Raw genomic sequence first — 18,423 nt, 5'->3', positions numbered from 1 at the left:
GACTTGTACAACGAGGTCTACGAAGGCGCGATCAGCTATGGGCCGACCGGCCTTGTGATGGCCCCGGGTGAGGCGAACAACCTCACGGCCTCTGCCGCCACCATCCAGACCTCGGTTCCCGTGCTCGCCGTCGCCAGCCCCAAGGCGATCGTGCTCGACGATGGCGTCTCCCAGCTCTACAAGGTGAGCGTCGCCGCTGGCCAGACCCTGCGCGTATTGCTCGATTCCTCGGCACTTTCCGGCGACAACGAGCTGTACATCCGCTACGGCGACATCCCGACCACGTACGCCTACGACGCCGCGTACGCGAACGCGTCCGCGGCAGACCAGCAGGCGATCATCGCCAGCACGCTAGCGGGCGATTACTACATCCTCGTGCGCAGCCGTGGCGGCCACGATGTTGCAGCGACGCTACGCGCCGACCTGTTGCCGCTGTCGATCACACGGGTCACGCCAGATCACGGCGGTGTGGGCGATGACACGCATCGTTGGGTCACGCTGGATATCTACGGCTCCAGCTTCCAGGCCGGCGCCATCGTCAAGCTCAATCGCCCTGGCGTGTTCGAAGCCGAGCCGGATCGCTGGCAGGTGCTGGATGCCACGCACATCCGCGCGATCTTCGACACGCGTGCGTTTCCGCTCGGCCTGTACGACGTCACTGTCGTCAACCCGAACGGGCAGCGTGTCACCGAGGCGAACCGCTACCTCGTCGAGCGCAGCATCGAGAGCGATGTCACCATCGGCGTCGGCGGCCCGCGCACTCTGGATCCTGGCCAGAGCGCAAGCTATACGGTCTCGCTGCAGAGCCTGACCAACGTCGATACACCCTATGTGCGCTTCGACGTCGGCGCAGTGGAGATGGGTTACAACAAGTACCTCATCGACAGTCTCAATCTGCCTTACGCCCTGTTCGGCTCCAACATCGCCGGCTCGCCGTACGGCAATACGGCCAACGCGCCGGCAAATACGCAAAGCTACGGCCAGACGCCGTCGACCCCGTCGCGTACGGATATTCCGTGGGCATCACTGGACGGTACGCTGAATACATCCGGCTACGCCCTGGCACCGGGTTACGCCTTCGATATCGCTGCAAGCGGATTTGTCGGCATGACCTTCCGTTTGCAGACCTATCCCGGACTGACCGCCTGGGTCAATCGCGACTTTGTCGGTCTTCGCGAAGCGCTTTATGCCATCCACCCCGATTGGAAATCGCAGGGCATCCTCGACGCCGGTGTAAATGGTCTGGACAGCATTTCGCCCGGATTGGCTGCACGATTCCGCTCGACTGCGCCAGAAGACATCCTCAGCGAGATTGAAGCGCTCTCCCAATCGTTCGAGATGAATATCGTCGCTGCCGCGACAGCCCTGACCCGCGCCGAATTCGTCGCCGAGCAGACGGCTTATGCGCTGCGCCTGCGCACTGCGGTGCTCGCCGACCAGACCGCCCCGGTGAACCTGGCCGTGCTCGCTGCAGATCCGGCGACGTGGGTCAACGGCTGGCTCGCCGCACTCGAAACCGGCGGCATGCTGCGCCCCGATAACCAGGCGCCACCGATCACGACCAACCCGCAAGTGGTCAGTCTCAATGCCACCCTCGCCGCCGGCATCCTGCTTTCACGTGCGGGCGATACCTATCGTACCCAAGCCGACCTGCTGGGCTTCTTCGCCAAGGTGCAGCAGTGGTACGGCGACACCGCCAAGTACAGCGGCGACAGGGGCGCAGCCACCGGCCCGATCGACCACACCGAGGTGCGCTACACGTCTGACGGTGATGAAGTTCTGGTGCCAGTGCCCTCGCTCGCGAACCCGGCCGATTACGATCGGCACACCGGACGCACCCTGCAGTTCGAGAACTTCCGGGTATTCGTGGGAGGCCAGGCGGAACTTGAATACCTGCGCGCGCAGGGCCTGCTTGACGAAAAGTTCAACCCGGTACCGGGAAAGCCGCTCAACCTCACCCAATACCTGCAGCTGATGGCGCAGCGTAGTGGTCTGGACGACGCCGTGATTGCCGTGCAGGGTCCGCAAGGCCGCGCAACCGCAATTGACGGCAGCATCTATGTCCCGTCGGCGACACCGTTGCCCTACTCCTTTGCGTTTTCCAATCCGACCTCGCAAGGAGTGGGCGAGATCCGGATCGTCAGCCAGCTGGACGCCAACCTGGATCCGCGTTCGCTGCGGCTGGGCGACCTGAAGCTCGGCGACATCAATCTCCATGTGCCCGCCGATCGCGCCAATTTCCAGGCCGACTTCGATTTCACCGGCACCAAGGGTTATGTGCTGCGTGTCAGCGCCGGCATCGATATCGAGTCGCGCATTGCCACCTGGTTGATCCAGGCGATCGATCCCTCCACCGGCGAGGTCATGACCGACCTCACCCGCGCCTTGCTCGTGCCGACCAACGGTGCCTCGGTCGGCGGCTTCGTGAGCTATACGGTCTCCGTTGGCGGCAGCGTGGTCACCGGGACGAAGATCGGCGCGAGTGCGCGAATCCTGTTCGACCAGACGCCGCCGATCGACAGCGGCACGCTCAACGTCACGCTCGACGCCGGCGTACCCAGGACCTCGGTCACGGTCACCAGCCTCGGCAACAATGCCGCGGGCGCACCGACCTACACCGTGAAGTGGGACGCGCAGGACGATGCCAGCGGCATTCGCTTCGTCACCGTGTATGTCGCGACCGACGGCGGTGATTTCCGCATCTGGCAGCGTCAGGTCGCAGCCGACCGCACCAGTGCCGTGTTCACCGGTGAAGCCGGCCACACTTACGAGTTCCTTGCCGTGGCCACCGACCTGGCGGGCAACCGCGAGGCGGCCAGCACCACCAATGCCGTGCTGCCCGACGATGGCGGCAGACAGGGTGTGCTGGACGGCCTGGGCGTCACGCCCGGACTGGAACAGACACCCAGTACCCCGGCGGCGGCCCCCGATCGCAACTATCCCGAAAACACCCTTTTCCAGCAGGCTTCCCAGCTGCTGCCGGGTGTTGTCGCGAGTACGAGCCCGGGCGATTACACGAATATCCTGTCGCCGTTCGCTGCACGCGGCTTCGCGGACGGTTTCGCAGCCAGCGATGCCAATATCGGCGCGATGGCGATGGTCGAACTCGCCGAGCACAGCGTGTTGTTCAGCGCAGGTGCGCTGCGCAACGAAGTGTTCAAGGTGGGCAAGGACGGCGGCCGTTCGGTGACCCCGCTGTTCGTGCTCGATGGCCCCGTGCTCGACATGGCCGTCGATGCGTTCGGCCAGCTGTGGGTGATGACCGGTAACGAACTGCTGCAGGTCGATGCGACCAGCGGCGTGATCCTGCGCCGCCTGCAGGGACCGAGCGGCCAGCCGCTCACCCATGCATTGGCGATTGCGGCCAACGGCGACATCTACGTGTCGTCCGGCGGCGGCATCGAAGTCTTCCATCCGAACCAAACCGACGCCACCAAGGCTTGGCAGCACTTCAGCAACACCCGCGTCGGCGATCTCGCCTTCGGTCCCGACGGGCGCCTGTGGGCGGTCCGCTGGACCGGCAGCCAGATTACTGCCGCCGATCCGAACGGCAGCACCGAGATCGTCAGCTTCCCGATGTCGGGCAGCACCGCCGGCCGCGCGGAACTCGAGTACCGCCTGACCGGCACCGTCTCGTCCATCGCGTTCGGCGCCGCAGGTACCCCGCTCGCCGGCCTGTTGTTCACCTCCGGCCAGCTCGCACAGCACGTCACCGTGGCCGGTGTCACCGACACCACGCGCGGCTCGACCACCTGGATGATCGAACTCGATTCCCGCCGCGTGCTCCAGCTTGCCGGCGGCGGCACCCAGGCCCAGGCGATCGTCGCCACTAGCGACGGCCGCCTGCTCGTGGCACAGACCAACCACATCGACGAGATCGCCCCGGCGCGCGCGCCGAAGGTACTCGCGACCAGCGTGCCGGATGGGGCGCTGGTGCCGGTGCCGCTGGGCGAGATTGCGGTGGTGTTTGACCAGTCGATGTCGCTCGCCCTGGACAAGGATGGTTCCGTCCTCGATCCCACCTACTTCGAGCTGAAGGACGGTCAGCCGGGAGCGACGGCACTGCATCCCACGAGCGTGCGCTGGGATGCCGCCAGCCATACCGCATATCTGCGATACGACGCGCTGCCCGCCGGCTACTACCTGATGACGATATCCGGCCAGCTGCGTTCGGCGACCGGACTCGCGATCGAGCAGAACTTCACCTCCGCGTTCACAGCACTGCTCGATATGAGCAACAGCGTGTCCATCGCGTTCAGTAACACGCGTTCCGATCACGTCACCGGCGCCATCAGCTATGACGTCAACCTCACCAACGTCGGCCTGGACGACATCCACGGCCCGCTGATGTTGTTGCTCGACCCGGGCGTCTACTTCAACGGTGCCATTCCCGGCAGCAGCGCCGGCCAGGGTTCGCAGTCCGACCTGTGGGTGCTCGACCTCACTGCCGCACTGCAAGCACTCGGTGGAAAGCTCGCCATTGGCGCGACACTGGCCAACCAGACGATCAGCGTGCTGCCGCCATCTTCGGCCAGCGCCTTCGGTGGCCTGGCTGGCCTGGCCCGCTTCGCGATCGGTCATGGCGTCTACGCCGTACCGATGGCGAATGTCCCGCCCGTCATCGTCAACACGCCGGCACTGGAAGCAGACAGCTTCGTCACCCCTGCCGTCATCGGTCAGCCGTGGACCGCCTCGATCGAGGCCACCGATGACGACGGTGCCGCGTTCTTCTGGGAACTCGTCAGTGCACCGCCGGGCTTCACCATTGCCTCCGGCCCGGGTTTCACCCGCGATCCCGACGGACGCTATCGCGGTGCGGCCACCCTCGCCTGGACACCTGGCCCGAATGCTGATGCCGATACCGTCATCATCATCCGCGTGCAGGACGGTCGCGGTGGCGCCTCGCTGCAAGAGCTCCACCTCCCCGTCGTCAACGGCAATCAAGCGCCGGTACTGGCCGTGGCCCAACAGGTCAGCGTGGCCGAAGGCGCGCTGCTGACTCTGCCCATCGTCGGTGCCGACGCAGATGGCGACACCCTCACTTACAGCATCGGGAACGTACCGCCAGGCGCGCAGTTCGACGCCCGGACCGGCATTCTCTCCTGGCGCCCGGGTTACCGGCAGGCAGGCGTGTATGCCGATATCACCGTCACGGTATCCGATGGAAAATCCATCGTCAGGCAGGCCTTCACCATCACCGTCACGCAGGCCCAGCCCGACCCGGTGTTGTTGCCCGTCGCGGCGCAGACCGTTCGCGAAGGCGATACCTTCGCGCTGCAGCTTGCCGGATCACTGCCAGGCGGTACCCAGATCGACGACGGTACGGTCGTGCGCTTGTCCTACAGCGCCGCATCCTTGCCGGGTGGCATGACGATCAACCCGGAGACCGGTTGGCTCGCCTGGACGCCCGGCTTCGACCAGCACGGCGACTACAGCGTGCGCGTGCGCCTGACCGCAACCTTCGCCGCCACCGACGGCACGACAGTGGCGCGTTACGTCGAGCGCGACGTCGTACTGCATGTCCTCAATGCCAACGGTGCGCCACGTTTCGACGCCAACATCGAGTCGCCGTGGAACATCGTCGAAGGGCAGCCGCTGCGGATCAGTGTCTTTGCCTTCGATCCGGACAACGCACAGTTCGCCCCGGCCGTGCGCCTGGGCGCGTCGGCACCAGCGACCAGTCACGACGGCTTCATCGTGCCGCCGAGCGTCACCTATCAGGTCCTGGGACTTCCGGCTGGCGCGACGTTCGATCCGCAGACGCTCGAACTGGTGTGGACGCCCGGCTACAGCCAGGCGGGTACCTATTACGTCACGGTGATCGCCACTGACGACGGCGATGGCCTGGGAACGCCGGCGACCAGCCGGGTCACCATCCCGATCGTGGTCGCGGACACGAACCGCGCCCCGGTGATCGGAGCGATCGCCAATGTGTTCGTCGACAAGGGGGCAGTACTCGAGATACCCGTCGATATCCAGGATGTCGACGGCAATGCGATCGCCTACACCCTGTCCGGATTACCGCGGTTCGCGACCTTCCTGCCCGATGCTTCGGCGCCGGTCGGGCACGTGCGCGGCGTCATCCGCGTTGCGCCGGGTGCCAACGACCGTGGCGACTACACGATCACGATCGTCGCTCGCGACGATGGCAACGGCGACCCCGCACGGGTCCTCACACAGGCGGTCAGCTTCGTCGTCACCGCGCGCAGCCAGACCGAAGCACCGGTCATCGACGTGCCCGGCACTGTCGTGGCCGTCGTCGGACAGACCATCTCCCTGCCCATCGTCGCCAGTGACCTGGACCAGGATGCCCTGACCCTCACGGTCGACGGGCGCCCCGTGGACGCCGTCGTCACCGCGTCTCCCACCTACGGTCACTGGATCTTGACCTGGACGCCGACTGCGGACGACATCGGCGCGCACGACATCACCCTGACCGTGACAGACCGCGGGCTCCCTCCGCAGGATGCCGGCCACACGAACCCCGCATCGCCGCTCCCCAACGTCACCGTGCGTACGCTGAAGATCGTCGTGCGCGCCGCCAACAGCGCGCCCGAGCTGCTCGCCGTGCAGATCAACGGACAAACGGTGCCGACCACCGGCGACGTGTCCGCGCCCGTCCAGTTCGGTGCGAATGAAGGAACGCCGCTGCTCGTCGACCTGTTCGCGCGTGACGTCGATGCCGATGCGATTCGTTGGACCGTCGCCGGTCTTCCCGATGGCATGACCCTGAACGTCCCCACGGACGGAACGCGGGCGACGCTTCAGTGGACTCCTGGCCAGTTCGCTGCGCAGTCCGGCAACATTCCGGGCGGCGCTCCGGGCCAGTACCGCTTCACCGTGACAGGCAGCGACGGCAGCGCGCAGTTCGCGCGTACCTTCGTCGTGACCGTCGCCAACGTAAATCAGGCGCCCGTGATCCTTCCAATGCCGTTGCAGTTGGCGAACGAAGGTTCGACGTTGACCTTCACGCTGCGGACCGCCGATGCCGACGGCGACCCGACCCGCATCGCCTTCATCCAGGACGACCAGACCCCCGCGGGCGTCATGTTCGACCCGACGACGGGCCAGTTCGAATGGACGCCCGCTGCCGGCACCGTGGACAACGCGGTGCAAGGTTCGCGTGACTTCACGTTCCGCTTCGTCGTTACCGATGGCGGACTGAGTACCACCCGCACCGTCAACGTGCGCGTCTTCGACACCAACCGCGTGCCCGAGCTCTCGGTCGCGAGCCATGCGCTGGTCGTCGGTCAGGAGTGGAAGGTACCCGTCGCGCTGGGTGGACCGGCGCCGGGGGGCATCGCAGTCTCCGACGCTGACGGCGCCGTGCAGACGGCCGCCCTCGTCGTCTCGTTCCAGGGCCTTCCCGAAGGTGCCAGCTACGATGCGGTAACCCAGCGGTTGTCCTGGACGCCTGGTTCCGGACAGATCGGCGATTTCGTCGTCACCGCCCAGGTCTCCGATGGGTTCTCGACGGCATGGAAGTCGTTCACGCTGCGCGTCGCCGCCGACGCCGCCTCGAATGCACCGTCGATTCTGGTCGACGCGGTACCGGGAACGCCTCTGCTGCCCGGCCAGGTCGTGCAGGTGTCCGTGCGCGCGTCGAGCTTTGCACCGGTGACCGGCATGACTGTGCAGGTGCGCGGGATTGGAACCGATCCGGACACCTGGCAAACCGTCGTGCTCGATAGGAGCGGAAGGGTCCGCTTGACCGCATCGCGCCCCGGCCTTATCGACGTGCGCGTCGTGGCCACCGATGCCGATGGCTTCACCGCCACACGACAAACCGCTTTGCGGGTCCGCGATCCGCAAGATACGGCAGCACCGGAGCTCGCGTGGGCCGCCGGTCTCGCCGGTACTTCCGCCAATGGAAGCCCGGTCGTTGCTGGCGCTGCGTTGCCAGTGCTCGCCGCGATCGGCGATCTCCAGCTGGCCGGCTATCGCCTACAGGCCGCCAGCATTGACGGCGGCGCGTGGCAGACGCTCGCCGCAGTGGAGACCGGATCGCAAGCCGTGGATGGCACGCTGCCGATCTATACGCTCGATCCGGCCACCTGGAACAACGGCATCTACCGGTTGCGCCTGACCGCGTGGGATCTGGTTGGCCGGACCAGCGAGATCGAATCGCGCGTCACCATCGATTCCACCGCCAAGACCTTTGATAGCGGCGCGCAGGACGCCACATACCAACTTGGTGGACACGCCTTTAGCGTTGTACGGACCACTGCCGGCCCCAACGGCGGCGACTTTGGGAACCAGGGCCTGCAAGGCATCGATACGGGCCTGCGTTCAGATCAGCCTGACGTCACGTCGACGGGCGCCATGTATGCATGGACCGAAGGCTCCGTGTTCTGGTTGCGCATGCCTGCCTCGCTCGGCGGCAACGCTGCCGTCGCCAATCTCAGGTTCACCCTGCAGACCACCGCGCACCCCATGGCCGGCACGGCGAACGCACCGATGGTGTACCGCGCCGGATTCGCGGCAGACCAGGGCTGGACGCTCGCAGTGTCGTTCGACGAACCGCTCTCGCGCCAAGGGTCCCATCTCTACAGCCAGATCGGCGGCCTGCCTTGGCGTCCCTCGGGTTATGTGCTGACCGCGCCGGACGGTACACGCTACGGGCTGGATGCTGCGGGCAAGGTACAGACCGTGAGCTTTACCGATGGTGTTCAATGGCTGGTCTCGGACAGTGGCATCGCGGTCGTCGGTGGCACGCAACGCCTGGAATTCATGCGTGACGCCTCCGGCCGGATCGTCCGGATCGTCGGTCCGCAGGCGAATCCTGCGACCGTTACCACCACGGTCTACGGTTACGACAAGGCTGGGCGGGTCGTCCTCGCGCGCTCGCTCGATACCGATCAACCCGCGAAGGCCTACGGCTACGGCAGCGACGGCAAGCCATATACCGATGTCCTCGCAGCACATCTCGGTGCGTCCACGCAGTGGAACAACCCGGGCAACGCATGGACGGGCGTCCTCTCCGCAGATACGACTGCGGTCGGTTTCATCGTGCGCGACAGCGAGCTGGCTTCCAGCGTAAAGGTCGCCGGCGCAGCCGGCGCCCTGACCGTGGCGGTACGCGTCACGCTCGCAGATGCCAACAGCGGCGTGGACGTGGTCGGTGGGACGATCGTCGGCCGTACCCTGCACGACGGCGTGCTGACCCTGCTCGTTCGCATCGACGCCGCCGGCCTCAAACTCGTCCGTTTGCACGGCGCGGGACAAGCGAGCGTACGTGTCGCCATGCCCGGCGACCTCGATGGCAACGGGTCGATCGACGGTAACGATGCAAGCGCGTATGCCGCCGCAGCGATCAGCCAGGCCCGCGTGGCCGACCTCACCGGCGACGGCGTCATCGATCAGTCCGACCGTCAGATTCTCTACGCCAACTATGGCTGGAAGGCCAATGCAGCGCCGCAGGTCCATGCCGATCTCCCGGCGACGCTCACCCATGCCGGCCTCGGTGTCGCGATCGGCCTCGACGGCGTGGCGACGGATCTCGAGGGGGATGCCATTTTCTGGCGGATCCTCGGCGCCGAGCACGGCACTGCCGTGTTGGGTGCCGATGGACGCTCCGTGATCTTCCGGCCCGACGCCGGCTACACGGGGCCGGCGTCCATCCTGCTCAGCGCCGACGACGGGTATTCGACATCGTCGTCGATCCGTCTGCCTGTCACGGTCAGCGCCGCACGCATGACCGGCATCCACCTGGTCGCACCGGGTAGCACGTTGCCGGGCCAGAGCGTGCCGCTGCGTGCCACGGTCGACTTCGAAGACCAGACAGGCGTCGACGTCAGTGCCGATCCGGGCTTCCTGGCGATGTATCTGGCGACACTGCAACCCGGTGCTTCCGGTAACCTGCCCGCGCGCCTGGACGATGCGCAGGACCTGCTCGTCACGCTGGGCAAGGGCCCTGTCTTGATTGTGGCCAGTCACACCGCATCCGACGGCTTCATCGTTCGCGACGTCCGGGTCGTCAACATCATCGACCCCACAACCGCCACGCCGGCGGTCATGCCGGAGGTGTATCCCGGTTCGTTCACGCTCGCCAAGGGAGGCACCCGCCAGCTCAAGGTGCACGCCGACGATCCGATCACCGAGGCATCGGTGGATATCCACGCGCAGGCCATCTACCTGTCCAGCAACGACGCGATCGCCACCGTCGATGCCAATGGCCTGGTCACCGCGCATGCGAATGGCCATGCGACGATCTTCGTCGTCTACGTGTACACATCGCGCCTTTCCGATGGCACGTTGCTCCAGCAGACGATCGGCATGGCCCAAACCGTTATCTCGGTCGAACTGGCCCAGCTGCAGTCGACGCCGCAAGCCATCGAGGTTTCCGCCGAAACGGGCGCCGTCGTGATGGCGCCCACGGGCGAAACCGTCATGATTCCCCCCCAAGCGCTGAGTGCGGACACCACGGTTTCCATCCAGCGCATCACGCTGGGCGATCCGTCGTGGCCCGGTACGGCGCAGGTCCCGGCACAGGGAGTCCTGGAGCCGCTGGCCGCCTTCAAGCTAGACCTGGGCAAGGACGGCACGGCGTATCCGCTGCAGTTGGCCATTCCCGTCCAGCAGACCGCCAATCCAGGCGACGAAGTGCTGTTCCTGCGCAAGGGCCAGGTGCCCAACGCAGACGGCACGTTCACCGACACCTGGTGGATCGTCGACAACGGTTTCGTCGGCGCCGATGGCATCGCGCGGACTGCAAGCCCGCCGTTCGACGGCGTGAGCTTCTCCGGCGAGTACTACGTCATGCGCGGGATGCCCGGCGTCATCTCCGGCAAGTACGAAGTAGGCGTGGCAGCGGCCACCTGGCTCACGTTCGGCGGAACTGGCCTCTCGATTGCCGGTGGCCTGCTGGGCGCGTCCTTCCAGTCGGATCTGATCGACGCGATCGCACAGGCCGCGACCAGCCTGTTCGTCGGTGCGTACCACTTCGGCATTCCGCAGTCAGCGGACGTGGAGGTCCCGCAGGTCGGTCCCGACCAGATCGGTAAAATCAGCACAGGCAAAATTCTTCCGTCGGTGCAGATCCCCGGAAATACGATTCCGTTGCCGAACATCACCGGGCTGGCCGCTGTACCAGGCTTCAACCAGGTCACGCTGACCCTCGACAACGCGCAGGCTGCACCCTACACGAGCACGCTCGTGCTGCGGGCAATCTTTCCCGATGGCTCGCGTGTCGACATCAAGACCTTCCCTGGTACGACAACCGGCAGCGTGACCGTCCAGGTTCCGGCGGATATGGCCGTCGGCGTGATCCGCTGGCAGTTCTTCCGCGTCTATGCGGCAAACACGCTCAATCCGTCGGGCGTAGCCGTCAGCGGGGCTACCCGCGAATTCTCGGGTAATGTGTACAAGATCACTCCGCAACCGAACATCGTGGCGGTGCTGAGCCGGACCGGCGTCGACTTCCTTCGTGAGAACAAGGTCGTCGGGCAAGTGAATCTCCTGGAGCGACTTGGCGACGCAACGTTCAACGATTACCTGAGCGGAACCAAGGTCCAGCCGATCGCATTCTCCGACGACTTCACCCGTGCCTATGTCGGTGGCAATGGCGTGATCTACGTCATCGACACCATCACCTTCCGCATCTTCCAGACCATCCCCGTGACGGGTGGGAAGAACATCACCAGCCTGGTCGCGGCAGGTGGCAAGCTGCTGGTTGGCGAAGGCGCGACGTCCGGTGTGGGGGCGGGCAACTACCAGTTGCGCGTCGTGGATATCGATCCGACGAGCAAGACCTTCAGACAGGTCATCTCGGTACAGGGCACCGGTATCGAGGCCTCGGTCTATGGCGTCGCCGCCATGGAGATAGGCCCCGATGGCCATACCCTGATCGTGGCAGTACCAAAGAACGCGAACAGCACCCAACTGGGCGACAGGACCAAGCGCGGCGATGTCCTCATCTTCGACCTGACCACGCTGGTCATGGCGACCGGGCGCATCGCCCCCGCCATCGTCGCGGCGCTGGACGGCGACGGCATCAGCGGCAAGTCGCCCCAGCGCATCGTGGCCACCACGGACGCCGACCACTATCTGGTGACCAATGTCGCGGACTACAGCCGCGGCTTGTCCACTCTCGTCCTCAGCCGCGACAGCAGTGGAAACGTGACCTCGGCCACGCTGACCGCAATCGACTTGTCGCAACCGCTCAACGCAATCATCTCCGACCGCCTGGACATCCAGCGCGCCCAGAGTGTGGTCATGGTGGTGCACGACGGTGTGGAATACGCCATCGTTTCGGACGACAACTACAACTTCAACGACCCGTACTACAGGGCGATGTTCGAGGCGCCCGACTTCCTCTACCCGCCGTACGGCCCGCCGGTCGCTTATGGTGGCAGTGCCAGCGCCAAGAAGGTGTCTGTCGGCGGAAAGCTGGGCATCATCCGGGATCCGTTCGGCAAACAGGGCACAGCACAGTACCTAGGTGCCACGCTGCCGCTGGACGGCTACGGCATCATCAACCTCAGCCTGACCGCTGACGGCACGGTGCTGGTCGGCCAGTTGAAAGGCGGCTTCGGCACCGTGGATCCCTCACGGCAGAACCCCAACCTGGTGCACAGCTGGAGTATCGACGCCCTACTCAAGGCCACCCTGGCGATGTCGGACAAGGAGCGCCAGTCGCACCACATCGCGATCGACGAACCCGGCGAGCAGAACATCCCGGTCAAGGCAAGCCCGCCTGCAGGAACCGAGATCAGTACGGGTGCGGAGACGGACACGGAGATCAGTTTCATCACCGGCAGCGGCCTGAAGGCCGATGGCACGGCCGTCAATGCGATGTCGCTGACGATCCCGGGTGCGTCACATGCCCTCACCTACGTGACAATCGAGGTCGATGCGACCATCGCCAAGTTCCTCAAGGCCAGTAGCGGCAGCGAGCCGCTGACCTCGCACACCCTGGTCATCGCCGCTGGCGGCAGCGCCACCTTGTCGGTGGATGCAAAAACGATTCTGGAGATGTATCCAGGCAACACGTTGTCGACCAAGACGGCGGACGAACTGTATGGCGGCCAGATCACCGTCACCACCATGGTTAACGGCCAGAAAAAGATCGTGGTGTACCAGATCGTTCGCTGGGTGAACCTGACCGATGCGGTGGCGGTACTTAAAATGGTCGACCCGAACAACGTGGCGTTCCAGCCGCGCAATGTTCTCGTTAGCGGCGTTGGGCTGACAGACCAAACGCCCGACTACGCAGGCGTCCAGTTCCAGAACACCCTGGCAGATGGCGTTGGCGGCCAGGTCCGTACCAAGGAAGTGCAAGTCATCCTGCCGTCCTCCATGCATCTGAGCCTGTCCGATCACGGCGCGAGTACCGAATTTGGCTTCGGCTCCAGCACTGCGGTGACGGCAGGCACGGCGTCATGGACCTTCGACCCGGATTTGAACGGCACCTTCAACTCTGGCGCATCCTCGTACTCGTTAGACACGCTGGACATCATCAACGCGGACGGCACGACGATCGGGTCATTGAACGTGCAAGGCAAGAAGACCAAGCAAGTTGTGGTAAACCTAAACTACACCGGCTTCAAGGCCGAGATGGTTCGCATCTTCACGACATCGGGCATATTCTCCGGGAACACGCCTAGTTACAATCAAACAGGCGTGTACTACGCCGTCGGCGCGGCAGCGCAAGCCCAGAGCAGCTGGGGGACTAGCTTTATGGCCGGATCTCTCGAGGTCAGCCCCGAATTCCTTAAGTACTTTGCAAAATTCTTCAACAACCAATACACAGTCCCGGCACCGGGTGCTGCGCTGACCGGATTGCAGAAGGATTTTGACAATGCCGTCAACAAGGCATTCAACGACATGGCGGACAGCGTGCGTAGGATGTACGCGTCAGTGGGCAAAGGCATCACGTTTGAGAACGACCTACCACCGGGCACCACGACGTGGACCGAAGGTCCGATGGTCGAGTGGGCCGACGTGGGGAAAGGCAATGCCGGCTACGTGTTGGCGCCGAACGGCATGCGTTTCGATACCCAGCGTGGTTCCGGTCCCAAGCAGGGGTGGCTCGATTCCGTTCTGCGAACCGGAACACCGGGTGCACCTGCCATTCCCGAGATGGCAAAGGAGTGGGCGCTCACCGACGCGGTCAACCAGACTGTCAACCAAACCGTGCATGTTGCCATCGGTAGCGGTTTCATCTGGGACGGTAATACTACGCTGGGCGCGTTCATCGCATCGACTGTCGCGCACGAGCTAGGTCACACCTTTGGCCTCGGTGAGGGTTACCTGCTTGACTCATCAGGAGCCTTGAAACGGGCAAATGCCATGAGCCAACCCAACGTCATGAATGCGACCGATAAGGCCTACAACGGTAAGCTGGGCTTCACCACGGAGCAACAGAGCGTCCTTCAGTCCGCCGTGGGCCTCCAGCCGAGTGCCACCACCTCGACCGGGCTGACGCCACTTGCAGCAGCGATCGCGTTCTATAAGAACTATTACTATCTCGGTGCGTCAACTAACGCCCTTCCCCGGATTTCAACGACGTACGTTGCGCCGGTCGGCCCACCCTCTACCCCATCGGCGTCGAGTCCCGAACGGTTCGCAGCCGTGCCACAGACGACGATGCTGACCACTCAACAGGCGCCAACGGTAACTCCGGTAGCGTTGACGACCGAGTGGACTGCACGCGGCGATGTCGATATCGCAAGTGGTCGCCTGGTCGTGCGCGAAACCGCCGGTAGCCAGTCGCGGGTCGGCAAGGTGTTCGTCGTGGGAGCGACCGACCGCTTCCTGCGCTTCACGATCGATGCGGCATCGCTGCAGGCCGGCAGCGGCATCCCGCAAGATGCTTTCGAAGCATTGCTGTTGGACGCAGCAACCGGTCAATCGGTGGCCGGCGCGATCGCACTGTCGCGGACGGATGCCCTGCTCAACCTGCAGGGCGACGGCCAGGCATTCCTCGCCCAGGGCGTCACCTTCAAGACCAATGCGGACGGCAGCCGCACCTACCTAATCGACATCAGTGGTCTGCCCGCCGGGACGGCCGTCGCGCTCTCGTTCGACATCCTGGGCTTCGGCGCGCTCGGCAGCCAGGTCGTCATCAGCGACATCGCGCTTATGGCCGATCCGCATGCGGTGGACGATGCGTTGACCACCAACGAGGACGCCGTGACACGTCTCGACGTGCTCGGTAACGACTCCAGTACGGCAGGCAGCCGTGTCGTGGTGGTCACGCCGCCCACGCACGGGACCCTGACGCTGCGCGACGACGGCAGCTTCGACTACACACCGGACGCGCTCTGGTGGGGCCAGGACGCGTTTACCTACCTGCTCGACAATGGCAAGGTGCAGTCGAACGTGGCAACCGTGTCGATCGAAGTGCGCAAGGTCAATCATGTGCCCAGCGCCGGCGATGCCAGCGTGTCGCTGCAGGAAGACGGCTCTGTCGCGATCGACCTGTCACGCCACGCCACCGACCTGGACGGCGATACGCTCGAGTACCGCATCGTCGACGGGCCGCTGCATGGCAGCGTAGTTCGCCAGCCGGACGGAACCTTCCTCTACTCTGCCAACCCTGGTTTCCACGGCGAGGACAGCTTCACCTTTGTTGCCAACGACGGTCAGTCGGACTCGACTATCGGCACGGTCAGGCTGCAGGTGCAGCACGTCAACCACGCGCCGGTCGCCCAAGACGCCACACTGCCTTCGCTAGAGGAACAAGCGCTCGACGGAAACCTCATGGCCTGGGTCACCGATCGCGACGGCGACGCGTTAACGGTCGAACTGGTGAGTGGCCCCGCCCACGGCAACCTGGTTCTGAACCCGGACGGCAGCTTCCGCTACGTGCCGGATGCGCTGTTCCGTGGCCAGGACGTCTTCACCTACCGGGTCAGCGACGGCCTGGCAAGCTCCGCAATCGCGACGGTTACCATCGTCATGGCACCGGTCAATCACCTGCCCACCGCCGGTGATATCGCACTGCGTGTCCAGGGTGACGGCGCCGTTGCGTTCGACCCACTCGCCCATGCGGCCGATGTCGACGGAGACACGCTGGGCGTGATCGTCATTGATGGTCCGTCACATGGAACGCTCACGCGCGCGGCTGACGGCTCGTACACGTATCGTCCCAAGACCTACTTCGCGGGCGATGATCGCCTGACCTTCGTCGTAGACGACGGAACCGGGCGCTCGCAGTTGGCTACGGTCACTTTCACCGTGCTGCCGCTGAACCATGTAGCCACCGCAGTGAACGATGTCGCCACCACCGACCAGGGCGTGCCCGTGGTCATCGCGGTCCTATCCAACGACAGCGACATCGACAACACCACCGGGCTCAATGCGGACACGCCGAAGGCGCCCAATGCGGGGCTCACCGCGCGCGTCGCAGTGCCGCCCGCCCATGGAACGCTTGTCGTCAATACGGATGGCACCCTGACCTATACGCCCGACGACGGATTCTTCGGGACCGATACGTTTGCCTATGTCGCCAACGACGGTGAGCTCGACTCGGCCGTTGCGTCTGTCAGCATCACCGTACGCCAGACCAACCACGCACCGATCGCCGCGAACGATGCCTACACCACCGTGCAGGGCCAGCCGCTGGTCTTCGTGCCGACATCGAACGACACCGATGCGGACGGCGATCGCCTGCGCACGATCATCGTCAACGGACCGGTGCATGGAAAACTCGTCTGGGGCAGCGACGGCTCGTTGACCTATACGGCCGACGCCGACTTCGTGGGCACCGACACCCTCACCTACCAGGCCAGCGACGGCAAATCGCTGTCCAACGTGGCGACGGTGCGCCTGACGGTGTCGGCGGCCAACCAGGTCCCGGTCGCAGTCAACGACAGCGTGCGCGTGCACAACAACCAGACTGCGCGGATCGACGTGCTTGCCAACGACCGCGATGCGGACGGCGATGCGCTGAAGGCCGCGATCGTCTCCGCGCCGAAGCACGGAACGCTGACGAGGAATGCGGATGGCACATTCAGCTATTCCGCTGACTGCCTGTTTACCGGCACCGACACGTTCACCTACGTGGTCAGCGATGGGAAGGCCAATTCGAACACCGCGACGGTCACGGTCACAGTGCTGGGCCCGAACCTGCCGCCGCTTGCGTTCGACGATGTGGTGGACCTCAAGGAGAACGGTTCGGTACGGATCGATCCAACCGCCAACGACTGGGATATCAATGGTGACGACCTGCAGGCCGTGCTGGTCTGCGGCCCGAGCCACGGTCGCCTGTCGCTCAATCCGGACGGTACGTATACGTATACGCCGGACGCCAACTGGTACGGCCTGGACGGCTTTACCTATCAGGCGTTCGACGGTCAGTACCGTTCGAACCCGGCAATGGTCTGGATCCGCGTGGCGCCTGTGAACCAGGCGCCGGTCGCAGCTGCGGATGCCTTCACCGTCCGTGCCGGCGTGGCAACGCGCCTGGACGTGCTCGCCAACGACAGCGATGTCGACGGCGACGACCTGACCGCGAAGCTCGCCACCTCGCCGAAGAACGGCACGCTTACCCGCAACCGCGACGGCAGCTTCAGCTATACGGCCAAGTCCGGCTTTATCGGGACCGACACGTTCACGTACGTTGCAACCGATGGCGCACTCGACTCCAGGCCGGTCACCGTCAGCATCACGGTACTGGCGCCGAACCGTGCGCCCGTGGCCAAGGACGACAAGGCCACCACCATGGCCGGTGCCGCCGTGCGCATCGATGTGCTCGGCAACGACAGCGATGCCGACGGCGACCGCCTCGCCGCCCTGCTGGTCTGCGCGCCGTCCCACGGCAAGCTCACGCTCAACGCCGATGGCAGCTACACCTACACCCCCGACAAGGGCTGGTACGGCACCGACAGCTTCAGCTACCGGGCGACCGACGGCGACGCGCAATCTGGCGTGGCGATGGTCAGCATCACGGTGCAGAAGTTGAACCGCGCACCCACCGCCCAGAGCGCCTCGTTCCAGGTGCAGAAGGACGGCAGCGTGCGGATCGACTTCGACTGCCTGGTCAACGACCCGGACGGCGACGCGCTGACGCTGAGCCTGACCAATCCGTCGAAGGGTTCACTGACACGCAACCGGGATGGCAGCTACACCTATCGTCCGAAGAGCGGCTTCATCGGTACCGACACGTTCACCTACTCGGTCAGCGACGGCAAGATGACTGCCAGTGCAAGCATCACCCTGGTGGTGTCCAAGAACCCGCCCCGCGACAATGCAATGAGCATTGTTGTCGGTGCATCGGCCTCTGCCGGAAGCGTCCAGGGCGGTGGCTACATCGTGGTCAACCTGGGAGCGTCCAGCCAGCCCGTGATCGACTGGACGGCCACGGCCGGAACATACCCGACGGGACTGGGAAACACTGGATGGGCCGCGCTGCTGGGCGGCGCGGTGTCGGGGATCGATCTGCTGGTTGCACAGACAGGTCTGGTGGTGCGGCGCGACTGA

The 18,423-nt window shown here is 64.8% G+C and carries 1 protein-coding gene (running past one end of the window); it reads left to right on the top strand.

Annotated elements, in window-relative coordinates:
* A protein-coding gene (locus tag AC1KVG_RS01235) for an Ig-like domain-containing protein (RefSeq protein ID WP_481093241.1) crosses the window boundary here: on the top strand, positions 1-18,423 show its 3' portion. 17,502 nt of this gene lie to the left of the window's left edge; the window shows 18,423 of its 35,925 coding nt (coding positions 17,503-35,925); its start codon lies beyond the left edge, outside the window; its stop codon occupies positions 18,421-18,423.

The organism is Xanthomonas sp. NCPPB 3959 (assembly GCF_056675575.1).
This window is presented reverse-complemented; position numbering and strand designations above follow the sequence as displayed.